The following is a 21,595-nucleotide window of genomic DNA, read 5'->3' as shown; positions in this document are numbered from 1 at the left end:
GCCCGACCTAGGCCGCGTCCGCCAAGGCGTGGTCGCGGCCACCCGGCAGGACCCGCGCCAGCCACTCCGACCGTCCCGCGGCCAGCGGTCCGAGGACCGCGAGCAGCAGCACGTACCCCGCGATGAAGGGGGAGAGCCGCTCGTCGAGGCCCGCGCCCGCCGCCATCGTGGCGAGGATCAGCGCGAACTCGCCGCGGGCGAGCAGCGTCGTGGAGATGTTCGCCGCGGGGCCCGCCCCGAAGCCGTACACCCGCGCCGCCCCGAGGCCCGCGAGGACGTTCATCAGGAGCGTCACCGCGACCGCCGCGAGGACGGGCCAGAGCACCACCGGCAGGTCGCCGGGGTCGATGGAGAGCCCGAACGCGAAGAAGAAGATCGCCCCGAACGCGTCGCGCAGCGGATGCACCAGCTTGCGGATGCGGTCGCCGGACGCCGTGCTGCCCAGCATCAGACCGACCATGAACGCGCCGATCGCGTCGGCCACGCCGAACCACTCGGAGACTCCGGCGACGAAGACGGCGGCGCCGAGGAAGGAGATGACGAGCAGCTCGTCGTCGCGGGTGTCCATCAGCCGGCCGACGAGCCGCGTGCCGAAGCGGGCCGCGAGCGCGAGGAGCAGCAGGAAGCCGAAGGCCTTGCCGCCGTCGAGCACGGCCGCCGAGAGGCTGTCGGCGCCGGACAGGATCGGCTGGAGCGCCGCGAGGTAGAGGGCCAGGAAGATGTCCTCGACGACGATGATGCCGAGGATCGGCTTGGTCTCCGGATTGCCGAGGCGGCCGGTGTCGACCAGGACCTTCGTGACGATCGCGGAGGACGAGATGCCGAGCACTCCGGCGAGGACCAGCGCTTCGGAGGTGCCCCAGCCGAGCGCGAATCCGAAGCCCAGGCCGGCGCCGACGTTCAGGGCGAGGTAGGTGCCTCCGGCGACGGCCATCCTGCGGCCACCGGTCTTGAGGTCGTCCATGTGGAACTCGAGGCCCAGATAGAAGAGCAGCAGGACCAGGCCGAGCGCCGAGAGCATCTCCAGGTCGTGGGGGTCGGAGACCAGGACCACGCCGGGGGTGTGCGGGCCGAGGAGGATCCCGGCCAGGATGAACAGGGGAATGGTGGGAAGTCCGATGCGGCCGCCGAGGCGGGCGAGGACGGCGGCGGCCAGAAAGGCACCGCCCATGGCTATCAGGGTGTCTGCGTGTCCGATGGGCCCGCTCCTTCGAGATATCGGGTCAAGGGTTCGTAAAGAACGCGTCAATAGTTAGCTTACCAAAGGGTTTCCCGGGGGTGCCGGTGAGCCGACCCGGGGGTGCCGGTGAGCCGACCCGGGGGTGCGGACGAGCCGAGGGGTGGGGTTTCCCCTACCTGGCATCGGCCGGGAGCCGTCATGGTCCACAGCACCCCCTTCTCCGTACGTTCGAGAGGTCGAATTCGTACGGAGAGGTGGACAGGAACATGGGGCTGCGGCGGAAGAAGAACCAGGTCGTCGAGGAGGACGTGCGCGTCGTCGGCGCGCCGGCACACGGCGACTGGGCCGTCGAACTCCGGGGCGTCCGCCGCCAGTACGGCCGTGGCTCCGGCGCCGTGCACGCCCTCGCCGGCATCGACCTCGCCCTGCCCCGCGGCAGCTTCACCGCCGTCATGGGGCCCTCCGGCTCCGGCAAGTCCACCTTCCTGCAGTGCGCCGCGGGCCTCGACCGGCCGAGCGCCGGCACCGTCCGCCTCGGCGGCACCGAGATCACCGGCATGAGCGAGAACAAGCTCACCGCCCTGCGCCGCACCCGTCTCGGCTTCGTCTTCCAGGCGTTCAACCTGCTGCCGTCGCTGACCGTCGAGCAGAACGTCGTCCTGCCGATGCGCCTCGCGGGACACCGCCCCGACCGCCGCAAGGCCGCCGAGATGCTCACCCGCGTCGGCCTCGGCGACAAGGCGCGCCGCCGCCCCGGCCAGCTCTCCGGCGGCCAGCAGCAGCGCGTCGCCATCGCCCGCGCCCTGGTCACCCAGCCCGACGTGATCTTCGCCGACGAGCCGACCGGCGCCCTGGACACCACCACCGCCACCGAGATCCTCGCCCTGCTGCGCTCCGCCGTCGACGGAATGGGCGCCACCGTCGTCATGGTCACCCACGACCCGGCCGCCGCGGCCTACGCCGACCGCGTCCTCTTCCTCGCCGACGGCTCCCTCGTCGACCGCCTGGAGCGCGCCTCCGCCGCACAGATCGCCGCCCGCATGACGGCCCTCACCGCGCCCTCGTACGCGGGGGTGGCCGCGTAATGGCGTACGTGCCCAACGGCCTCGCCCGCGCGGCCGTCCGCTTCAAGCCCGCCGCGTTCGCCGGCACCTTCGTCGCCCTGATGATGGCCTCGCTGATCGTGGCCGCCTGCGGCATCCTCCTGGAGACGGGGCTGCGCGCCTCCGCGCCGCCCGAGCGCTACGCGGGCGCCCCCGTGGTCGCCGCCGCCGACCAGTCCGCCCACTTCGTCAGCGGCAGCGGCGACAGCAGGTCCGAGTCGAACACCCCGCTGCCCGACCAGGCCCGGCTCGACGACTCCCTGGTCGCCAAGGCCGGTGCGGTGCCCGGCGCCCGAGCCGCCGTCCCCGACGTCACCTTCCCCGTGCACTCCGGCGGCAAGGACGTCACCGCACACGGCTGGGGCTCCACCGCCTTCACCGGCGAGAAGCTGACCGCGGGCCGCGCCCCGCAGCCCGGCGAAGTCGTCCTCGCCGCACCCGGCGCCTCCGTCGGCGACCGCACCACGCTCACCACCGCGGACGGACCGCGCGGCTTCCGCGTCTCCGGCACGGTGAAGGCCCAACAGGGCGCGCCCACCGCCTGGTTCGCCGACGCAGAGGCCGTCCGCCTCTCCGGCCACCCCGGCCGCGTCGACGCCATCGCCGTGCTGCCCAAGGCGGGCGTCCCCGCCGACACCCTCAAGTCACAGGTGGCGCACGCCCTCGGCAGGAAGGCCGACGTCCACACCGGCGACGACCGCAGCGCGGCCGAGGGCTCCGAGCTCGCCTACGCCAAGGAACTGCTCACCGCCCTCGGCGGCTCCTTCGGGGGCATCGCCGCGCTCACCGCCGTCTTCACCTCGGCCGGCACCGTCGCGCTCTCCGTCGGCCAGCGCGCCCGCGAATACGCGCTGCTGCGCGCCATCGGCACCACCCCGCGCCAGATCCGCCGCACCATCGCCACCGAGACCCTGCTCGTCGCACCGGTCGCGGGCGCGGTCGGCGTCCTGCCCGGCATCGCCCTGGCCACCTGGTGGTTCGGGCAGCTGAAGGAGAAGGGCGCGGTCCCCGAGGCCGTCGACCTGTCCGTCTCCTTCATCCCGCTCGTCTCCGCCGTCGGCGTCGCCGTCCTCACCGCACTCGGCGCCGGGTACATGGCCGCCCGCCGCCCCTCCCGCATCAAGCCGGGACAGGCGCTCAGCGAGGCCTCCGTGGAGCGGGTGCCGCTCGGCTGGATCCGTACGCCGCTGGGCATCGCCGCCGCCGTCGGCGGCGCGGTCTTCGCGGGCTTCGCCGCGCACAACACCGGCGAGGACGCGGCGAACGCGGCGCTCGGCGTCGTCATGCTCTTCATGCTCGCCGTGGCCCTGCTCGGCCCGCTGGTGGCCCGCGGCTGCGCCGCCCTGTTCGGCCTCCCGCTGCGCGGCGCCGGAGCCCCCGCCGCACTGGCAGCCGCCAACTCCCGTACGAACGCCCGCCGCCTCGCCTCCGCGATCACCCCGATCGTCCTCGCCATGGCCTTCTCCTCCGTCCTCGTCTTCATGCACACCAGCGAGGACCGGGTCGCCGCCGATCAGCAGCGCGCGGGCATCACCGCCGACCACATCGTCACCTCCGCGTCGGGCCTCGCCCCGGGCGCCGTGACGAAGGCCGCAAACGCCGACGGGGTCACCTCCGCCGTCGGCCTGCTCAAGACCTCCGTGCTCGTCCCTGTCGGCTCCGGCGGCGACCGCTGGCTGGAGTCGGCGTCGGCGCAGGGCGTCACCGGCACCGCCGCCGACCTCGCGAAGGTCCAGGACCTGGAGGTCGAGACGGGCGCCCTGCGACTCGGCAGGGGCGAGATCGCGGTCGACGCCAACCTCGCCCGGTCCGCGCACGTGAAGGTCGGCGACCGCATCGACATCCGCCTGCCCGACGGCACCAAGGCCGCGCCGAAGATCGTGGCGACGTACGGCAGGGGGCTCGGCCTCTCCCAGGCGACCCTGCCCGCGGCCGACCTCAAGCAGCACGTCACCTCGTCCTTCACCACCGAGATCTGGACGAAGGGCGGCTCGGAGCGGGCCCTCGCCGGCCTCGGCACCCTCAAGGACCGCGACGGCTACGCCACCGCCCAGTCCCTCGACCGCGAGCTCAACGCCTGGGCCAACACCACGATGGCGGCCGTGCTCGGCGGCTTCGCGGCCGTCGCCGCGGTCAACACCCTGGTGATGACGGTCCTCGACCGCCGCCGCGAACTCGGCACGCTGCGCCTGATCGGCTCCACGCGCCGCCAGGTGATGCGCATGATCCGCTGGGAGGCGCTGCTCGTCGCCTGCGCGGGCATCGTCATCGGCTCGGCGATCGCCCTCGCCACGCTCGTCCCGATGATGAAGGGCCTGACCGGCGAGTCCCCGTACATCCCGCCGCTGACGTACGGCTCCTTCGTGGGCACGGTCCTGGTCCTCGGCCTGGCCTCGGCGACGATCCCGGCGCGGGCGGCGCTAAAGTCGGCCGCATGACGTCCGTCGGCCGAGGTCAGCAGTTCCTGTCCCTTCCCGAGGTGGAGGCCCTCGCCCGCGAGGCCCACGCCACCCAGACCGACAAGGCGGGCCGCCCCTACGCCGAGCACCTGCGGGCCGTGGCCGACGGGGTGCGCGCGAGGGGCGGCGACGACGAGCAGATCGCCGCGGCCTGGCTGCACGACTCCGTCGAGGACGACGCCCTGTCGGAGCGGTGGCTGCGCGAGGCCCCCCTCGCCCCGCGCACGAAGGACATCGTCCTGGCGCTCACCAAGCGCGCCGGGGAGTCCAAGGAGTCGTACGCGGAGCGCATTCTCGCCACCCCCGGCGCCCGCCTGGTGAAGGAGGCGGACCTGGCCCACAACGCGGACCCGGCCCGCCTCGCGGTGCTCGACGCGACGACAAGGGCGCGCCTGACGGCGAAGTACGCCACCATGCGCGCCCTGTTGGGGATCCGCTGAGGGGTCCGCTAGCCGGACCTGCCCCGTTCCCGGGCGAGCTGCGCCGCGTCCCGCCTGAAGGCCCACTCCATCTTGGGCTCCATCGCGAAGCGGAACATCCGCTGCACCGGAGGCGTGCACAGCAAGGTGACGACCGTGGCGGCGACCACCGTCACGAAGATCTCGCCGAGCGGCTTGTGCAGCCATGCGTAGTCCTCGAACCAGCCCCAGAAGCGGGAGCCCTTGGCGAGGAAGCCGTGCAGCAGATAGCCGTACAGCGTGCCGGCGCCGAGGATCGTGAACCACATCTTGCGGCGCGGCACCCATGCGAAGAAGCACGCGGTGAGGACGACGGAGCAGCCGAAGAGCGCCAGCGTCATCACGATGCCGACCCACCACGGCACGCCCAGCTCCTGGGCGCTGTCGCGGCGGTAGAACCACACGGAGGTCATCCGGGGCGCCGCCCAGTAGGCGAGGAGCACCGCGGCGGCGAAGACCGGCACGGACAGGATCCGCACCTCGCGGCGGCGCACCAGCTGGAAGTACTCGGGCTTCATGAAGAGGCCGAGCACGAAGAACGGCATGAACTGCAGGACGCGCTGCAGGTCGAGGTCGTCGCCGATGTCGGGTGAGATCACGGCGAGCATGGCGATGGCCAGCGCGAGCGGCACCGGCCAGCGCACGATCTTCCACAGCGGCACGGTGAGCCGCCACACGAAGAGCGCGACCAGGAACCAGGTGAGGTACCAGGGGTCGAGCAGGCTGATCGGATGACCGGGATCGTCGTCGGCCCAGCGCTTGAAGAGGCTGTACGCGACCTCGAAGATGACGTACGGCACGGCGACGCCGGTCACGAGCCGCTTCAGCCGGTCGGGGCGCATGTCGAAACTGCGCGAGAAGTAGCCGGAGATCACGATGAACGCCGGCATGTGGAAGGTGTAGACGGTCATGTACAGCGCCTCGGCGGCGCGGCTGTGATCCGTCAGCGGTTCCCATGCGTGGGCCATCGCCACGAGGACGATCGCCAGGTACTTGGCGTTGTCGAAGAACGCGTCCCGCTGCTTGGCGGGCTTCGACGCGCTCTGGGCGGTGCTGCGGCCGACCGGGGTGGGGGGAGCTGTGGCGGTGGCCTGCGGGGTCGTCGGGTGGGGGGCGCGGGGGATGGTGACTCCGGCCGCCGGCGCCTGGGCCGGGGGGAGCGGCGCCCGGTGGCGTCCGTGCGGGTGCACCGAGTTGGTCACAGGCCCTCCCACCACGAGCTCGGTGAGACGATCCGGGACCGCACTGCGCCTGCGGGGGTGGTGGCAGCGTGGAACATCTGAGGCACCCTAGCGTCGCCCCGGTGTATTCGTAAAACCCCCGTCGCTTTCGTCATCTCAATCCCCGGGAATCGGTTGAGGCGACAAAGAGAGTCGACAAAGAGATGTGCCGGTATGCGCGCGCATCGCGTCCGGTACGTCACAACTCATCCGGTTTAAATGGTGCATAACACCCCCGGCCGACTCCGGTGAAATGTCCGGTTGGCCGAATGGGAATTTCTTGCGAACGTCGTGTGTGGCGGTGGCAACGATCACGTCGAATTCACGTGTCCGTATGTCGTCGAATTGCTGTGCGACCGTGCGCCGCGCGGGCCCCCGCGGGGCGCCCCCGTGCGCCGGGGTCGGAAAGCGTTGGCCGACGATGTGTCACCGGCCGCATGGAGGGCGCCTGTTGGTGGCACGATGGTTTCTGGCGGGGGTGTGCGGGGCCGTACCCCCCGGGCCGGGAGAGCGACCGACCTAGGGTGTGATCAGTGTGGCCATTTCGCTGTCAGTGGTGCTGCTGTTGGCGATCATCCTTGTGGTGCTGATCCGCGGGGGATCGCTCAAGACGGGCCCCGCGATCGTCGCGGTGCTCTTCGGCTTCTTCCTCGCCTCCACGGGCATGGCTCCGTCCATAAACCGCTTTCTCAACGAAGTGGCGGAGACCATCAACTCGATCAGTTTCTGACCGATCGGCTTCTGACCGATCGGCTTCAGAAACGGCGAAACCCCAGACCGTCGCCGACCTGGGGTTTCCTCGCAAGAGCGGGCGACGGGAATCGAACCCGCGTAGCTAGTTTGGAAGACTAGGGCTCTACCATTGAGCTACGCCCGCACAGTTCGCGCCACGGGCGGAAGCCGCGGCACGACAGGCATCGTAGCGGGTCCCCGGGCCCGGGCGCACGTGCCCCCTCACATCCGGCCCCGTTTAACCGGGAGCCGCACTGCCTGCGGGCATGTACCCTACGTGTCGCACCGACGGGGTGTGGCGCAGCTTGGTAGCGCGTCCGCTTTGGGAGCGGAAGGCCGTGGGTTCAAATCCCGCCACCCCGACCACCTTGTTCCTCCCCGCGAGGCCCACCGTTCCTCTCCGCGAGCCTCCGGCGAAGATCGCATTGTGGCTCGGCTCCCGCTTGCCGTTACTATGCAAGTTGTGTGCCCGTGTGTCTCTGAGCCGGGCAGAATCCCAAGAAGTCAGCCCCAAGGAGACCGAACCGTGAAGAGCGCCGTGGAGACCCTGAACCCGACTCGGGTTCGGCTCACTGTTGAGGTGCCCTTCGAGGAGCTCAAGGACAGCCTCGACGCGGCCTACAAGAAGATCAACCAGCAGGTCACGGTGAAGGGCTTCCGCAAGGGCAAGATCCCGGCCCGAGTCATCGACCAGCGGTTCGGCCGTGGCGCCGTCCTCGAAGAGGCCGTCAACGACGCGCTCCCGAAGTTCTACACCGAGGCCGTCAACGAGGCCGAGCTCAACGTCCTGGGCCAGCCCGAGGTCGACATCACCGAGCTCAAGGACAACGAGACCCTCAACTTCACCGCTGAGGTCGACGTCCGCCCCACCATCGAGATCCCGGACTACTCCGGCATCGAGGTCGAGGTCGACGCCATCGAGGTCAGCGACGAGGACGTCGACAAGGCCGTCGAGGAGCTGCGCGAGCGCTTCGCCTCCACGTCCCCGGTCGAGCGTGCCGCCGAGGACGGCGACGTCGTGACGATCGACCTGCAGGCCAAGGTCGACGGCGAGGTCCTGGAGGACGGCGTCGCGAAGGACGTCTCCTACACGATCGGCTCCGGCGAGCTCCTCGAGGGCATCGACGACGCCGTGAAGGGCCTGGAGGCCGGTGGCGAGGCCACCTTCACCTCCGAGCTCAAGGGCGGCTCGGCCGCCGGCAAGGAGTCCGAGGTCACCGTCAAGGTCACGCAGGTCGCCAAGCGTGAACTGCCTGAGCTGGACGACGACTTCGCGCAGCTCGCCTCCGAGTTCGACACCCTCGACGAGCTCAAGGCCGACAGCCGCAAGCGCCTCGAGAACATGAAGCAGTACGACCAGGCCACGCAGGCCCAGGAGCGCGTCCTGGAGAAGCTGCTAGAGCTGGTCGAGGTCCCCGTCCCCGAGAAGCTCCTCGCGGACGAGATCCAGACCCGCAAGCACAACCTGGTGAACCACCAGCTCGGCCAGATGGGCCTCGACCTCGCGAAGTACCTGGAGATCCAGGGCAAGACCGAGGAAGAGTTCGACGCCGAGACCAAGGAGCAGGCCGAGAAGGGCATCAAGACGCAGTTCGTCCTCGACGAGCTCGTCAACAAGGAGAAGCTGAACGTGAACCAGGAGGAGCTCACCGAGCACCTCATGCGTCGCGCGCAGTCCTCCGGCATGTCCCCCGACCAGTTCGCCCAGGCCGTCGTCGAGGGCGGCCAGGTCCCGATGCTGGTCGGCGAGGTCGCCCGCGGCAAGGCCCTCGCGGTCGTCGTCGAGGCCGCCACGGTCAAGGACACGAACGGTGAGGTCGTCGACCTCGAGGACGAGGACGACGAGACGGCCGAGACCGTCGAGGCTTCCTCGGACGAGGCCGCCGAAGAGAAGACCGAGGCGTAAGCGCTGCCGCTCGGCTGAACGCACACCGGGGCTCCCAGGACTTCACGGTCCCGGGGGCCCCGGTGCCGTTCAGGGGCGCGGGGAACTGCGCGAGCAACCACGCACAAGCCGCACCCGCCACGAAGCCTGGCCCGGCAGACGCGCCTGCGGCCCGGCGGGGGCTGGCCGCGCAGTTCCCCGCGCCCCTGACGGGGCACGACCGGCACCGTTCCAGGCGCCCCTGACGGGGCACGACCTGCGCTCACAGCGAACAGTCAGGCCTCCGGGATTCCCGGAGACCCCCCGCGCGTTAGGGTCCATGAATACGAGGGCAGGGGAGTCCCCGACGCCGCCCCGGAGCGGCGCCGCACGCGGGCCCCCGGCCCCAGCTGAAGACGTGAGACGGCCCGGCGCCGTCGTAAGACGAGCAGGTGGATACGTGACGAATCTGATGCCCTCCGCCGCCGGCGACCCCTCCATCGGTGGTGGCCTCGGCGACCAGGTCTACAACCGGCTGCTCGGCGAGCGGATCATCTTCCTCGGCCAGCCGGTCGACGACGACATTGCCAACAAGATCACCGCACAGCTGCTGCTCCTTGCCTCCGACCCGGACAAGGACATCTACCTCTACATCAACAGCCCCGGCGGCTCGATCACGGCCGGCATGGCGATCTACGACACCATGCAGTACATCAAGAACGACGTGGTGACGATCGCGATGGGCATGGCCGCCTCCATGGGTCAGTTCCTGCTCAGCGCCGGCACGCCGGGCAAGCGCTTCGCCCTGCCGAACGCCGAGATCCTGATCCACCAGCCGTCCGCGGGCCTCGCCGGCTCCGCGTCGGACATCAAGATCCACGCCGAGCGCCTCCTCCTCACCAAGAAGAAGATGGCCGAGCTCACGGCGTTCCACACCGGGCAGACCGTCGAGCAGGTCACGCGCGACTCGGACCGCGACCGCTGGTTCGACCCGCAGGAGGCCAAGGAGTACGGCCTCATCGACGACATCATGTCCAGCGCCGCCGGCATGCCGGGCGGGGGCGGCACCGGAGCCTGAGCCCCTTGGTTCAGCGCCCCGAAGCCAATACCCAAGCCCCTCCCTCCTCAGGAGAATCAGAGATGAACCACTTCCCCGGCAGCGGCCTCCTCGGGCGTGCGCAGGCCGAGAGCGGCCAGGCCGAGTTCACCGGCGCCAGCGCCGAGTCCCGTTACGTCATCCCGCGCTTCGTCGAGCGCACCTCGCAGGGCGTGCGCGAGTACGACCCGTACGCGAAGCTCTTCGAGGAGCGCGTGATCTTCCTCGGCGTGCAGATCGACGACGCGTCCGCCAACGACGTCATGGCGCAGCTCCTGTGCCTGGAGTCGATGGACCCGGACCGCGACATCTCGATCTACATCAACAGCCCGGGCGGCTCGTTCACGGCCCTCACGGCCATCTACGACACGATGCAGTTCGTGAAGCCCGACGTGCAGACCGTCTGCATGGGCCAGGCCGCGTCCGCCGCCGCCGTGCTCCTCGCGGCCGGCACGCCCGGCAAGCGCATGGCTCTGCCGAACGCGCGGATCCTGATCCACCAGCCCTACAGCGAGACCGGCCGCGGGCAGGTCTCCGACCTGGAGATCGCCGCCAACGAAATCCTCCGGATGCGTGCGCAGCTGGAGGAGATGCTGGCCAAGCACTCCACGACGCCGATCGAGAAGATCCGCGACGACATCGAGCGCGACAAGATCCTCACGGCCGAGGACGCGCTCGCGTACGGCCTGGTCGACCAGATCATCTCCACCCGGAAGATGAACAATTCCTCGGTGGCCTGACGCAGCGCTGTAGCATCTGCCGCTCCTCGGCACGGTTCGCGCACGACTCGCGTCGAAGTGAACCGTGCCAAGGGGGGCCCGAACGGGGGGCCCGGCAAGGTACCGTCGGATAGAGGCACCAGGAGCCGCTGAACGTGGCGTCTCCCAGGCGAAGGGGAAGCACCTCGTGGCACGCATCGGTGACGGCGGCGATCTGCTCAAGTGCTCGTTCTGCGGAAAGAGTCAGAAGCAGGTCAAGAAGCTCATCGCAGGCCCCGGTGTGTACATCTGCGACGAGTGCATCGACCTCTGTAACGAGATCATCGAGGAAGAGCTCGCGGAGACGAGCGAGGTGCGCTGGGAGGAACTCCCCAAGCCTCGCGAGATCTACGAATTCCTTGAGGGCTACGTCGTGGGCCAGGAGCCCGCGAAGAAGGCCCTCTCGGTAGCGGTGTACAACCACTACAAGCGGGTCCAGGCCGGAGAGAACGGCGGCGCACAGGGCCGTGACGACGCGATCGAACTCGCGAAGTCCAACATCCTGCTGCTCGGCCCGACCGGCTCCGGCAAGACACTCCTCGCGCAGACACTCGCCCGCATGCTGAACGTCCCGTTCGCCATCGCGGACGCGACGGCGCTGACGGAGGCGGGCTATGTCGGCGAGGACGTCGAGAACATCCTCCTGAAGCTCATCCAGGCCGCTGACTACGACGTCAAGAAGGCCGAGACAGGGATCATCTACATCGACGAGATCGACAAGGTGGCCCGCAAGAGCGAGAACCCGTCGATCACGCGCGATGTGAGCGGCGAGGGCGTCCAGCAGGCCCTGCTCAAGATCCTGGAGGGCACCACGGCCTCCGTGCCTCCGCAGGGCGGCCGGAAGCACCCGCACCAGGAGTTCATCCAGATCGACACGACGAACGTGCTCTTCATCGTGGGCGGTGCCTTCGCCGGCCTCGAGAAGATCATCGAGTCGCGGGCGGGCGCGAAGGGCATCGGCTTCGGCGCCACCATCCGCTCGAAGCGCGAGCTGGAGGAGAAGGACCAGTTCGAGGACATCATGCCGGAGGACCTGGTGAAGTTCGGGATGATCCCCGAGTTCATCGGCCGCCTCCCCGTGATCACCTCGGTCCACAACCTCGACCGCGAGGCTCTGCTCCAGATCCTGGTCGAGCCGCGCAACGCGCTGGTGAAGCAGTACCAGCGCCTGTTCGAACTCGACGGTGTGGAGCTGGAGTTCGAGCGTGAGGCGCTGGAGGCCATCGCGGACCAGGCGATCCTGCGGCAGACCGGCGCCCGAGGGCTCCGCGCCATCATGGAAGAGGTTCTCCAGTCGGTGATGTACGAGGTGCCGTCCCGCAAGGACGTGGCCCGCGTCGTCATCACGGCGGACGTCGTCCGTTCGAACGTGAACCCGACGCTGGTGCCCCGCGAGGCGCGCGGTCCCGGCGCCGGGGAGCAGAAGTCGGCGTAGGTCCGGCACACACGCACAGGGGCGCCCGGCGATTTGATCGCCGGGCGCCCCTCTGCGCGTACCGCAGGATTACTTGATCTCTACGCGGACGTCGTCGCGCAGGTTCGCGACCTGGGTGGCGACGTCGTCCAGGGAGATCTCCTCGCCGCTGCCGGTCGCGGCGACGTCGGAGTACGTGGCGGACGCGACCGTGCTGTGGTCACCCCAGACGCACACCGGCGTCTGGAAGCTGCCCGGGACGCCCTCGTCGTTCGCGCCGGTCTCGCCCATCTTGAACTCGGCCTTCTGGCACTTCATGATGCCGTTCTCGAAGCCGTCCGGCGTGAACTCCTCGGGGCTGCCGGTGAGCTTGAAGCCGCCCGCCGAACCCTTCGCCTGGTTGTTCTTCATATCGGCGAACATCGCGTCGACGACCTTCTCCGGGTCGTCGATCTCGCCGTACGCACCGGCGTAGTTGAGGGACTTCATCGCCGGGCCCTTGCCGTAGTTGTACGCGGCGTGGGCCTCCTTGGGGTTCTTGACGCCCTGCTTCTCCAGCTCCGCCAGGTCGCTCGACGACATCCCGCCGGCGTCACCGGCCGACGTGTCCTTCTTGTAGCTGCCGAGCACCGTCTCGGGCGCCGTCAGCTTGTACGTCTTGCCGTCGTCGGAGACGGAGGAGGCGCTGACCTTGTCGTAGACGAAGTACCCACCCACCGCGAGCGCGGCCACGACGACCACGGCGCCTACGACAAGCCCGGTCTTCTTCTTGCCGCCGCCCTGCGGGGGGACGGGGCCGTAGGGGGCCTGCGGGTACTGGCCGTACGGCTGCTGCGGCGGGACCCCCTGCGGCGGCTGGCCGTACGGACCGGGCTGCTGAGGCTGTCCGGCGTACGGACCGGGCTGGTTGTAGCTCACTGCGTGGGTTCCCCTCGTTGATCTTGCGGTGGTGCGGTGGTGCGGTGTCGTGGTGCGTGGCGCGTCAGGCCTTCACGCGGACTTCCTTGCGGACCTTGAGGGCGGTGGCCGAGGCGCTGCTGAGCGAGGTCTTGCCGGCCATGGCGTCGACGACCTTGACGGGGACCACGACGGCGACGGTGCTGTGGTCGCCCCAGATGCAGACCGGCATGTGGATCTCCTTGGGGCCCGAGGCCGATCCGCCGCCCGCGTTGTCGTTCTTCAGTACGGACTCCTGGCACTTGATGACCACGTCGTCCGTGCTGAAGTCCTTGGGGCTGCCGACCAGCTTGCCCGTCTCCGCGCCCGGCTTCTCGGAGTCCTTCTTGACCTTGGCGAACATGCCGTCGACGACCTTGCCGGGGTCGTCGATCTCGCCGTAGACGCCCATGAACTGAATGAGCTTCTGGGACAGGGGGTTGCTCTCGTCCCCCGCCTGGTACGCGGCGTCGACGTCCTCGGCGTTCTTGACGCCCGCCTTCTCGGCGGCCTTCATGTCACTGGAGTTGAAGCCACCGGCTGGGCCGTCGCCCTTCTTGTACTCGCCGAGGATCGTGTCGGGCGTCGTCAGCTTGTGCGGGCCGTCGTCCGCCACGGAGCCACCCCCGCCCCCGCTGCCGCTGTCGCTGCCGCCGAGGACGAAGTACGCGCCGACGCCGAGCGCGGCGACCACGGCGACCGCGCCGATGATGATCCCGGTCTTCTTCTTGCCGCCGCCCGGGGGCGGGGGCGGGACCTGGCCGTAGGGGGCCTGGGGCTGCTGGCCGTACGGGGGCTGCGGGGGGACCTGCCCGTAGGGGCCCGGCTGCTGGGGCTGGCTGTAGCCGCCCTGCTGCGGGGCCTGCTGCGGGTAGCCGTAGCCGGGCTGGGGCTGCGGCGGGGGAGCCTGTTGGGGGTAGCCGTAGCCGGGCTGGGGAGCCTGCGGCGGCTGGCCGTAGGGGCCGGGCTGCTGCGGCTGCTGGCCGTACGGCCCGGGCTGCTGGGGCTGCTGCCCGCCGTACGGGCCCGGCTGGTTGTAGCTCATGGAGTTCCCCTCCGAAATGCTGATGTGTTCCCGACATCCTGACGCAACCGGGCCGGGCCGGATGACCGAGCCCGGTCGCTCGGCGACAACAGGCGTCAGATCTTCACGCGGACTTCCCCGCGGAACTTCGCGGTGGTGGTCGCCGCCTCGTCGAGGTCGGCCGACGTGCCGGACACCGCGCTCGCGACGTCCGTCGTCACCACGTAGCCGAGGGTGCTGTGGTCGCCCCAGATGCAGGTCGCCGCGGACATCTCGCTCGGGCCTGACGAGCCGGCAGTGGAGCCGGACGTGCCCGCGCCGCCGCCCAGGTCGACCTTCATCTCCTGGCACTTCAGGACGGCGCCGTCGAGCTCGGCGGGCTTGTACTCCTTCGGCTCGCCGACCAGCGTGACGCTCTCGCCGGTGCCGGTGCCGGTGCCCGCCGAGGACTCCTCCTTCTGCTTGGCGTTCGTGAACATGTAGTCGACGACCTTCTCCGGGTCGTCGATCTCTCCGTAGACGCCGCCGAAGCTCAGCACCTTCTGCGCCATCGGGTTGTCCTTGCTGCCCGACTGGTACTGCGCCTGGACGTCCTCGGGGTTCTTCACCCCGGCGGCCTCGGCCCGGTCGGGGTCGACGCTGTTCAGACCGCTGGAGCCCTGCGGGTCCTTCTTGTACTCGGTCAGGACCGTCACCGGCGTCGTCAGCTTGTGCGGACCGTCGTCCTTGATGCCGGCCTCGCCCCCGCCCCCGCCGCCGTCCGCCACGTTCGACGAGCCGCCCTTCTTGCCGCCCTTGTCGTCGTCGCCGCCCGCGAGGACGAAGTAGCCGCCGACGGCTGCGGCGGCGACCACGGCGACGGCGGCTATGACGAGACCGGTCTTCTTGCCGCCGCCACCCGGGGGCGGGGGCGGGACCTGGCCGTAGGGGGCCTGGGGCTGCTGGCCGTACGGGGGCTGCGGGGGGACCTGCCCGTAGGGGCCCGGCTGCTGGGGCTGGCTGTAGCCGCCCTGCTGCGGGGCCTGTTGGGGGTAGCCGTAGCCGGGCTGGGGAGCCTGCGGCGGCTGGCCGTAGGGGCCAGGCTGCTGCGGCTGCTGGCCGTACGGCCCGGGCTGCTGGGGCTGCTGCCCGCCGTATGGGCCCGGCTGGTGGTAGCTCATTGCTGGGGTTCCCTCCCGATGCTTATGCGTTCCGAACATCCTGGCGGATGGGCATACGGGGTCGGGGCATCGGACCGGATCGATGCGGAGTTGTTGAAGGGCTGTTCCCGAGCGCGGACGTACGAGGGCCCGGGGCGGTCCGACCGCCCCGGGCCCTCGTACGTCCGCGCTCCACTCCCCGGCGCTACGCCTTCACGCGGGCCGCCTTGCGCAGGTCGGCCGCGAAGGAGGCGACGTCGTCCGTGGACATGCCGCCGCTGCCCTTCATCATCGCCTCCACATCGATGCCGAAGACGATGCCGTACGTGCTGTGATCAGCCCAGATGCAGATCGGCAGCCTCGTCTCCTTGCCGTCTTCCTCGATGCTCGCCGTCTGGCACTTCATGACGGCGTTGTCGAGCCCGTCGGGCTCCACGGTCTCGGGGCTGCCGACGAGATCGAACTTCTCGTCGTCGCCCGCGTTGTCGCTCGACTCCTTCGCCGCGTTCTCGTCGGCCTTGGCGAAGCCGTCGTCGACGGACTTCTCCGGGTCGTCGATCTCGCCGTACATGCCCTGGAAGCTCATCTGCTTCCCCTTGAGGGCTTCACCGAATTCGTACGACGCCGCCACATTCTCCGGGTTCTTGATGCCGATCGCCTCGGCGTTCTTCTTGTCGCCGGAGCCGAGCGGCCCCTCGTCGGGGGATTCGGAGTCGCTGCCCTTCTTGTACTCGCCCACCGAGGCCGGCGGCACCAGCTTGTGCGCCCCGTCGTCCTCGACCGACACGGAGTCGCTGCCGCCGAAGAGGAAGTACGCGCCGACGCCGAGCGCGGCGACCACGGCGACCGCGCCGATGACGAGGCCGGTCTTCTTCTTGCCGCCGCCCTGCGCCGGCGGGGGAGGCGGCACCTGGCCGTAGGGCTGCTGCTGGCCGTAGGGAGGCTGCGCCGGCTGGCCGTAAGGCCCCGGCTGCTGCGGCTGGCTGTAGCCGCCCTGCTGGGGCGCCTGCTGGGGCGGCTGCGGGAAGCCGTACCCCGGCTGCGGCTGCTGCGGCGGCTGTTGCGGCGGGACTCCCTGCGGTGGCTGCCCGTACGGTCCGGGCTGCTGTGGCTGCTGCCCGTACGGGCCGTTGTTCGGGCCGTTGTACGGGCCTGGCTCGTTGTAACTCATTGCGTGGTCCCCCTCCGAACGCCGACGTGTCCCGGTCATCCTGAACGAAGTTCATGCCTCATGGCGGCCCGGGCCACAAGCGATGTCGAACATTCCGGTTTCGGGACCGCTCCACGACCCCTCTAAACTGGCCGCGTGACCGAGAACGCTCAGCAGCAGCCCCCAGCGACCACCCCCGAACTGCCGACCCAGTACGCGCCGGCCGAGGTAGAGGGGCCGCTGTACGAGCGCTGGGTAGAACGCGGTTACTTCTCCGCGGACGAGAAGAGCGAGAAGCCTCCGTACACCGTCGTCATCCCCCCGCCGAACGTCACGGGCGCGCTCCACCTGGGCCACGCCTTCGAGCACACGCTCATCGACGCCCTCACCCGCCGCAAGCGCATGCAGGGCTTCGAGACGCTGTGGCAGCCCGGCATGGACCACGCCGGCATCGCCACGCAGAACGTCGTGGAGCGCGAGCTGGGCAAGGAGGGCAAGTCCCGCCACGACCTCGGACGCGAGGCGTTCATCGAGCGCGTCTGGAAGTGGAAGGGCGAGTCCGGCGGCCAGATCTCCGGCCAGATGCGCCGCCTCGGCGACGGCGTCGACTGGGAGCGCGAGCGCTTCACCATGGACGAGGGCCTCTCGCAGGCCGTCCAGACCATCTTCAAGAAGCTCTACGACGATGAGCTGATCTACCGCGCCGAGCGCATCATCAACTGGTGCCCGCGCTGCCTGACGGCGATCTCGGACATCGAGGTCGAGTACCAGGACGACGACGGCGAGCTCGTCTCGATCAAGTACGGCGAGGGGGAGGAGACGCTCGTCGTCGCCACCACCCGCGCCGAGACGATGCTCGGTGACACGGCCGTCGCGGTCCACCCCGACGACGAGCGGTACAAGCACTTGGTCGGCAAGCAGATCAAGCTGCCGCTGACCGACCGCACGATCCCCGTCGTCGCCGACGAGCACGTCGACCCCGAGTTCGGCACCGGCGCCGTCAAGGTGACCCCGGCCCACGACCCGAACGACTTCGAGATCGGCCAGCGCCACAGCCTGCCGAACATCGCGGTCATGGACGAGCACGCCGTCATCACCGCGCACGGCCCCTTCCAGGGCCTTGACCGCCTGGAGGCCCGCTCCGCCATCGTCGGCGCGCTGCGCGCCGAGGGCCGCATCGTCGCCGAGAAGCGCCCGTACACCCACTCCGTGGGCCACTGCTCGCGCTGCAAGACCACCATTGAGCCGCGCCTGTCGATGCAGTGGTGGGTCAAGGTCGGCCCGCTCGCGAAGGCCGCCGGTGACGCGGTCCGCGACGGCAAGGTCAAGATCCACCCGCAGGAGATGGAGAAGCGGTACTTCGACTGGGTCGACAACCTCCACGACTGGTGCATCTCGCGCCAGCTCTGGTGGGGCCACCGCATCCCCGTCTGGTACGGCCCGAACGGCGAAGTCGTCTGCGTCGGCCCGAACGAGGAGCCTCCGACCGGCGAGGGCTGGACGCAGGACAACGACGTGCTCGACACGTGGTTCTCCTCCGGCCTGTGGCCGTTCTCCACGCTCGGCTGGCCCGAGCAGACCGACTCGCTCGCGAAGTTCTACCCGAACTCCGTCCTCGTCACCGGCTACGACATCCTCTTCTTCTGGGTCGCCCGGATGATGATGTTCGGCCTGTACGCGATGGACGGCACCCCGCCGTTCCACACGATCGTGCTGCACGGCATGGTCCGTGACCAGTTCGGCAAGAAGATGTCGAAGTCCTTCGGCAACGCGGTCAACCCGCTGGACTGGATGGACAAGTACGGCTCGGACGCCCTGCGCTTCACCCTCGCCCGCGGCGCCAACCCGGGCACGGACGTGCCGATCGGCGAGGACTGGGTCCAGGGCTCGCGCAACTTCGCCAACAAGATCTGGAACGCCACGCGCTTCGCGATGATGAACGGCGCCACGATCGAGGGCGACCTGCCCCCGGCCGAGCAGCTGTCCGCCACCGACCGCTGGGTGCTCTCCCGGCTGAACGCGACCGTCGCCGAAGTCGACGCGCTCTACGACGACTTCCAGTTCGCCAAGCTCTCCGACGCCCTCTTCCACTTCGCGTGGGACGAGGTCTTCGACTGGTACGTCGAGCTGTCCAAGACGACGTTCATGGCGGGCGGCGACGGCGCGAAGGTCTCGGCCCGCGTCCTCGGCGAGGTCCTCGACGTCACGCTGCGCCTGCTCCACCCGATCGTGCCGTTCGTGACGGAGACGCTCTGGACGGCGCTGACGGGCCGCGAGTCCCTTGTCATCGCCGACTGGCCCTCCGACAGCGGCTTCCGGGACCCCGCCGCCGAGCGGGAGATCGAGACGCTCCAGCAGGTGATCACCGAGGTCCGCCGCTTCCGCGCCGACCAGGGCCTCCAGCCGGGCCAGAAGGTCCCGGCCCGCCTGGCCCTGGACGGCACGGCGCTCGCCCCGCACGAGGCCGCCATCCGCCAGCTCCTGCGCCTCCAGCCGGAGGGCGACGCCTTCACGGCGACGGCGACGCTGCCGGTCTCGGGGGCCACGGTCGCGCTCGACCTGTCCGGCACGATCGACGTCGAGGCCGAGCGCAAGCGCCTGGCCAAGGACCTCGCCGCCGCCGAGAAGGAGAAGGCACAGGCCGAGGCGAAGCTGGGCAACGAAGCGTTCCTGGCGAAGGCCCCCGACCAGGTCGTGGACAAGATCCGCGGCCGCCTCACGAAGGCGGAGACCGACATCACCCGCCTGACGGCACAGCTGGAGGCGCTGCCGGCCGCATAACCGCGCACGCACACAAAGGCCCCGGGACCGCCACTGGCCCCGGGGCCTTCGCGCGCCCGCTGGTCTCGCGTGCCCGTTGGGCCTTGTGCGCCCGCTGGGCCTCGCGACCCGCTGGGTCTCGCGTGCCCGCAGAGCCCCACGCGTCTCCTAGGCCTCGCGCGCCCGCAGGGCCTCGTGCCCGCGGGCCCAGGGCCCCGTGCGTCTCCTGAGCCCCTCGCGTCTTCTAGACCTCGCTGGCCACCGGGCCCACGATCGTCTCTGTGGCCTGGGCCGGGACCGGGTGTCCTAGGGGGCCGTAGTCGGGGCGGTGAGGGAGGAGGTCGAGGCCCAGCCGTTCCAGCTCCGCCGCGGCCAGCGCGTCCAGGGTCTCCGGATCGCCGTGCCGCCAGCCCCAGGCGAGGCTGCCGGGTGTCGCGTCCGGGATCTCCGACGCGGTGGCGGCCACCTCGTGGAGCGGTCGCAGCAGCGTGCGCAGGGCGAGCAGCTCGCGGCCGTCGTCGGACGCGGCGAGGTCACGGGCGGCGCCCGCCTGCCGGACCCACCGCAGCCGGCGCGGCAGCCACGCGTTCAGGAGCAGGCCGACGGGCACGACGAACAGAGCGACGGCGCCCACGGCCACGGCGGCCCTGACGACCACCGGGTCCATGGCGTCGACGGCCCCCGCGACGCGCCGCAGCGCGAGGTCGACACGGCCGCCGACCAGCGGCAGCGGCGCGCTGTGTTCCTGGAGGGCGCGGGGGAGGGCGAGCGCGCAGGCCAGCCGGTACGCGACGACGGCCGCGGCGGCCCACAGCGCGGTCCAGACGAGGACCCCGGCGTCACCGGCGAGCTGATGGGTCCTCTTGGCGGGATTCTGGGCATACCACATGGTCCGATTTGACCCCCGGCACACGCCGGGACCGGGCAGCCGCGCCGGAAATACACCCGCACCGCGCCGGAAGTACACCCGCCCGGGGTGCGGCAAATCACCAAAACAGGGACGTAAGTCCGGCGGAACGGGCCGAAAGACCTTGGATGATGGAAGGCATGCGCACCCTGCCCGCCACCCAGGCGATTCGCCAGGCGGCGGCCACGGCCGGCCGCCTCTGCGGGCACTGGTCGCAGGCGCCGCGCGCCCTCGACGTGCTCGCGGCACTGAGCGCCTTCGCGCTGATGAGCCTCGACATCCCGGGCCTCGCCGAGGCGGAGGACAACGGCCTCAACGGCCCGCTGGCCGCACTCGCCCTGGTGGGCGGCGCCTCCTCGCTGCTGCTGCGCCGCAGGTGGCCCTGGCTGACGTACGGGGTCGCGCTCCTCTTCCTGGGCTGGCTGCACGAGCTGACGCTGGCCCAGTTCGCGCTCTACTCCCTCGGCCGCTACCGGGGCCGCGCGGCGGGGACGCTGGGCGTCGTCGGCTACGTCTCGTTCGCGTACGTGATGTTCAATCTGCCGGGCTGGCCGGTGCACCGCGGGGACACGCTCAGCTCGTTCCTGAGCCTGGTCGTCCCGATCGGCGTGCTCGCGGCGGGCGTCGGCGTCGCCGCGAACCGGCAGGACCTGGTCCGCGCGCTGGAGGCGCAGCGCGCCGAGACGGACACGCTGCACGCCGTCCAGCAGGAGCGCACCCGCATCGCGCGGGACGTGCACGACTTCGTCGGCCGCGAGCTGACGCTGTTGAGCGTTCGCTCCCAGGTCCTTGCACGGAGGGCCGAGGGCGGGCCCTTCGAGGAAGGCTTCGAGGAGCTCTCGGAGACGGCGCGCAGCGCGCACCGGATGCTGAACGAGATCATCGTGCAGCGCGGCACGGACGGCGCCCCGACCCCCGGCCTCGACGCCCTCCCCGAACTCGCCGAGCGCAGCGTCCGCGCGGGCAGCCCCGTCGACCTCCTGATCGACGACGCGGCCCACCGCCTCTCGCCACTGCGCCAGGCGGCGGTGCACCGGGTGGTCCAGGAGTGCCTGACGAACGCGGCGAAGCACGCGCCGGGCGAGCGGGTCACGGTCCACGTGGCCCTGAACGGCCCCCGCCTGGAGATCACGGTCCGCAACCCCCTCCCCACCAGGACCCCGCCCTCCGCCCCCGTCTCCGCCGGCACGGGCACCACGGGCATGGCGGAGCGGATCCGCGCGGTGGGCGGCACGTTTGCCGCGGGGCCGCGGGGGGCGGTCTACGAGGTCCGGGCGACTCTCTCGCCCGGCGAACTCACGTAGGTCCGACGCGCCGACGCCTGCTGCGGGCCGTGGGGGCTTGTCGCGCAGTTCCCCGCGCCCCTTTGGCGGCACCTTCGGCATCCGGCGAGGG

General features: G+C 70.5%; 17 protein-coding genes and 2 tRNA genes. 11 read left to right on the top strand and 8 right to left on the bottom strand.

Annotated elements, in window-relative coordinates:
- Positions 1-7: 7 nt before the first annotated feature.
- Positions 8-1,171 carry a cation:proton antiporter gene (locus tag ACH4D5_RS02665; protein ID WP_398297786.1) on the bottom strand — a complete coding sequence of 388 codons (1,164 nt, stop codon included), beginning with the start codon at positions 1,169-1,171 and terminating at the stop codon, positions 8-10.
- Positions 1,172-1,446: 275 nt separating this feature from the next.
- Between ACH4D5_RS02665 and ACH4D5_RS02660 the strand changes: the two genes are divergently transcribed.
- The 3 genes from ACH4D5_RS02660 to ACH4D5_RS02650 are packed head-to-tail and all read left to right on the top strand — an operon-like array spanning position 1,447 to position 5,182.
- On the top strand, positions 1,447-2,265 hold the full coding sequence (locus ACH4D5_RS02660; RefSeq protein ID WP_398297784.1) for an ABC transporter ATP-binding protein: 819 nt from the start codon (positions 1,447-1,449) through the stop codon (positions 2,263-2,265).
- Positions 2,265-4,721, top strand: a complete 2,457-nt coding sequence (locus tag ACH4D5_RS02655; RefSeq protein ID WP_398297782.1) for an FtsX-like permease family protein — start codon at positions 2,265-2,267, stop codon at positions 4,719-4,721. The genes ACH4D5_RS02660 and ACH4D5_RS02655 overlap by 1 nt, the downstream gene beginning before the upstream one ends.
- Entirely contained in the window at positions 4,718-5,182 is a 465-nt protein-coding gene (locus ACH4D5_RS02650) for an HD domain-containing protein (RefSeq protein WP_398297780.1), read from the top strand. The genes ACH4D5_RS02655 and ACH4D5_RS02650 overlap by 4 nt, the downstream gene beginning before the upstream one ends.
- Positions 5,183-5,190: 8 nt before the next feature.
- On the opposite strand, the gene ACH4D5_RS02645 is transcribed toward ACH4D5_RS02650, so the two are convergent.
- A complete protein-coding gene (locus ACH4D5_RS02645; protein ID WP_398297779.1) occupies positions 5,191-6,402 on the bottom strand; it encodes an acyltransferase family protein in 1,212 nt (403 codons plus the stop codon).
- 553 nt (positions 6,403-6,955) lie between these two features.
- Here ACH4D5_RS02645 and ACH4D5_RS02640 point away from each other — a divergent pair.
- Positions 6,956-7,150, top strand: a complete 195-nt coding sequence (locus ACH4D5_RS02640; protein ID WP_398297777.1) for a hypothetical protein — start codon at positions 6,956-6,958, stop codon at positions 7,148-7,150.
- A 76-nt stretch (positions 7,151-7,226) separates the two neighbouring features.
- On the opposite strand, the gene ACH4D5_RS02635 is transcribed toward ACH4D5_RS02640, so the two are convergent.
- Positions 7,227-7,297, bottom strand: a tRNA-Gly gene (locus ACH4D5_RS02635).
- Between the two features lie 144 nt (positions 7,298-7,441).
- Here ACH4D5_RS02635 and ACH4D5_RS02630 point away from each other — a divergent pair.
- From ACH4D5_RS02630 to clpX, 5 genes are all read left to right on the top strand, one after another.
- A tRNA-Pro gene (locus tag ACH4D5_RS02630) sits at positions 7,442-7,518 on the top strand.
- Positions 7,519-7,678: 160 nt separating this feature from the next.
- Positions 7,679-9,058, top strand: coding sequence for a trigger factor (gene tig / locus ACH4D5_RS02625; RefSeq protein ID WP_398297775.1), 1,380 nt, complete (start codon positions 7,679-7,681; stop codon positions 9,056-9,058).
- 430 nt (positions 9,059-9,488) lie between these two features.
- Positions 9,489-10,094, top strand: coding sequence for an ATP-dependent Clp protease proteolytic subunit (locus ACH4D5_RS02620; protein ID WP_190329594.1), 606 nt, complete (start codon positions 9,489-9,491; stop codon positions 10,092-10,094).
- Between the two features lie 62 nt (positions 10,095-10,156).
- Entirely contained in the window at positions 10,157-10,852 is a 696-nt protein-coding gene (locus ACH4D5_RS02615; RefSeq protein ID WP_362987667.1) for an ATP-dependent Clp protease proteolytic subunit, read from the top strand.
- A 166-nt stretch (positions 10,853-11,018) separates the two neighbouring features.
- Positions 11,019-12,305, top strand: coding sequence for an ATP-dependent Clp protease ATP-binding subunit ClpX (gene clpX, locus ACH4D5_RS02610; RefSeq protein ID WP_398297773.1), 1,287 nt, complete (start codon positions 11,019-11,021; stop codon positions 12,303-12,305).
- Positions 12,306-12,374: 69 nt separating this feature from the next.
- On the opposite strand, the gene ACH4D5_RS02605 is transcribed toward clpX, so the two are convergent.
- The 4 genes from ACH4D5_RS02605 to ACH4D5_RS02590 form a co-directional block, all read right to left on the bottom strand.
- Entirely contained in the window at positions 12,375-13,202 is an 828-nt protein-coding gene (locus ACH4D5_RS02605; protein WP_398297771.1) for a hypothetical protein, read from the bottom strand.
- Between the two features lie 64 nt (positions 13,203-13,266).
- A complete protein-coding gene (locus tag ACH4D5_RS02600) occupies positions 13,267-14,265 on the bottom strand; it encodes a hypothetical protein (RefSeq protein WP_398297769.1) in 999 nt (332 codons plus the stop codon).
- Between the two features lie 95 nt (positions 14,266-14,360).
- Positions 14,361-15,404: a hypothetical protein gene (locus tag ACH4D5_RS02595; protein WP_398297767.1), complete on the bottom strand. Its 1,044-nt coding sequence runs from the start codon at positions 15,402-15,404 to the stop codon at positions 14,361-14,363.
- 184 nt (positions 15,405-15,588) lie between these two features.
- Positions 15,589-16,554, bottom strand: coding sequence for a hypothetical protein (locus tag ACH4D5_RS02590; protein WP_398297765.1), 966 nt, complete (start codon positions 16,552-16,554; stop codon positions 15,589-15,591).
- Positions 16,555-16,689: 135 nt separating this feature from the next.
- On the opposite strand from ACH4D5_RS02590, the gene ACH4D5_RS02585 reads away from it, so the two are divergent.
- Positions 16,690-19,314 carry a valine--tRNA ligase gene (locus tag ACH4D5_RS02585; protein WP_398297763.1) on the top strand — a complete coding sequence of 875 codons (2,625 nt, stop codon included), beginning with the start codon at positions 16,690-16,692 and terminating at the stop codon, positions 19,312-19,314.
- 223 nt (positions 19,315-19,537) lie between these two features.
- Here ACH4D5_RS02585 and ACH4D5_RS02580 read toward each other — a convergent pair whose 3' ends face one another.
- Entirely contained in the window at positions 19,538-20,182 is a 645-nt protein-coding gene (locus ACH4D5_RS02580) for a hypothetical protein (RefSeq protein WP_398297761.1), read from the bottom strand.
- A 158-nt stretch (positions 20,183-20,340) separates the two neighbouring features.
- Between ACH4D5_RS02580 and ACH4D5_RS02575 the strand changes: the two genes are divergently transcribed.
- Positions 20,341-21,504: a histidine kinase gene (locus tag ACH4D5_RS02575; RefSeq protein WP_398297759.1), complete on the top strand. Its 1,164-nt coding sequence runs from the start codon at positions 20,341-20,343 to the stop codon at positions 21,502-21,504.
- Positions 21,505-21,595: the final 91 nt, after the last annotated feature.

Source organism: Streptomyces sp. NPDC018029 (genome assembly GCF_044327655.1).
Classification (GTDB): Bacteria; Actinomycetota; Actinomycetes; order Streptomycetales; family Streptomycetaceae; genus Streptomyces.
This window is presented reverse-complemented; position numbering and strand designations above follow the sequence as displayed.

Bases quoted from the DNA above. Each gene is read 5' to 3' on its own strand.
- ACH4D5_RS02665 (WP_398297786.1), bottom strand. From the start codon at position 1,171: ATGGGCGGTGCCTTTCTGGCCGCCGCCGTCCTCGCCCGCCTCGGCGGC.
- ACH4D5_RS02660 (WP_398297784.1), top strand. From the start codon at position 1,447: ATGGGGCTGCGGCGGAAGAAGAACCAGGTCGTCGAGGAGGACGTGCGC.
- ACH4D5_RS02655 (WP_398297782.1), top strand. From the start codon at position 2,265: ATGGCGTACGTGCCCAACGGCCTCGCCCGCGCGGCCGTCCGCTTCAAG.
- ACH4D5_RS02650 (WP_398297780.1), top strand. From the start codon at position 4,718: ATGACGTCCGTCGGCCGAGGTCAGCAGTTCCTGTCCCTTCCCGAGGTG.
- ACH4D5_RS02620 (WP_190329594.1), top strand. From the start codon at position 9,489: ATGCCCTCCGCCGCCGGCGACCCCTCCATCGGTGGTGGCCTCGGCGAC.
- ACH4D5_RS02615 (WP_362987667.1), top strand. From the start codon at position 10,157: ATGAACCACTTCCCCGGCAGCGGCCTCCTCGGGCGTGCGCAGGCCGAG.
- ACH4D5_RS02600 (WP_398297769.1), bottom strand. From the start codon at position 14,265: ATGAGCTACAACCAGCCGGGCCCGTACGGCGGGCAGCAGCCCCAGCAG.
- ACH4D5_RS02595 (WP_398297767.1), bottom strand. From the start codon at position 15,404: ATGAGCTACCACCAGCCGGGCCCATACGGCGGGCAGCAGCCCCAGCAG.
- ACH4D5_RS02590 (WP_398297765.1), bottom strand. From the start codon at position 16,554: ATGAGTTACAACGAGCCAGGCCCGTACAACGGCCCGAACAACGGCCCG.
- ACH4D5_RS02580 (WP_398297761.1), bottom strand. From the start codon at position 20,182: ATGTGGTATGCCCAGAATCCCGCCAAGAGGACCCATCAGCTCGCCGGT.
- ACH4D5_RS02575 (WP_398297759.1), top strand. From the start codon at position 20,341: ATGCGCACCCTGCCCGCCACCCAGGCGATTCGCCAGGCGGCGGCCACG.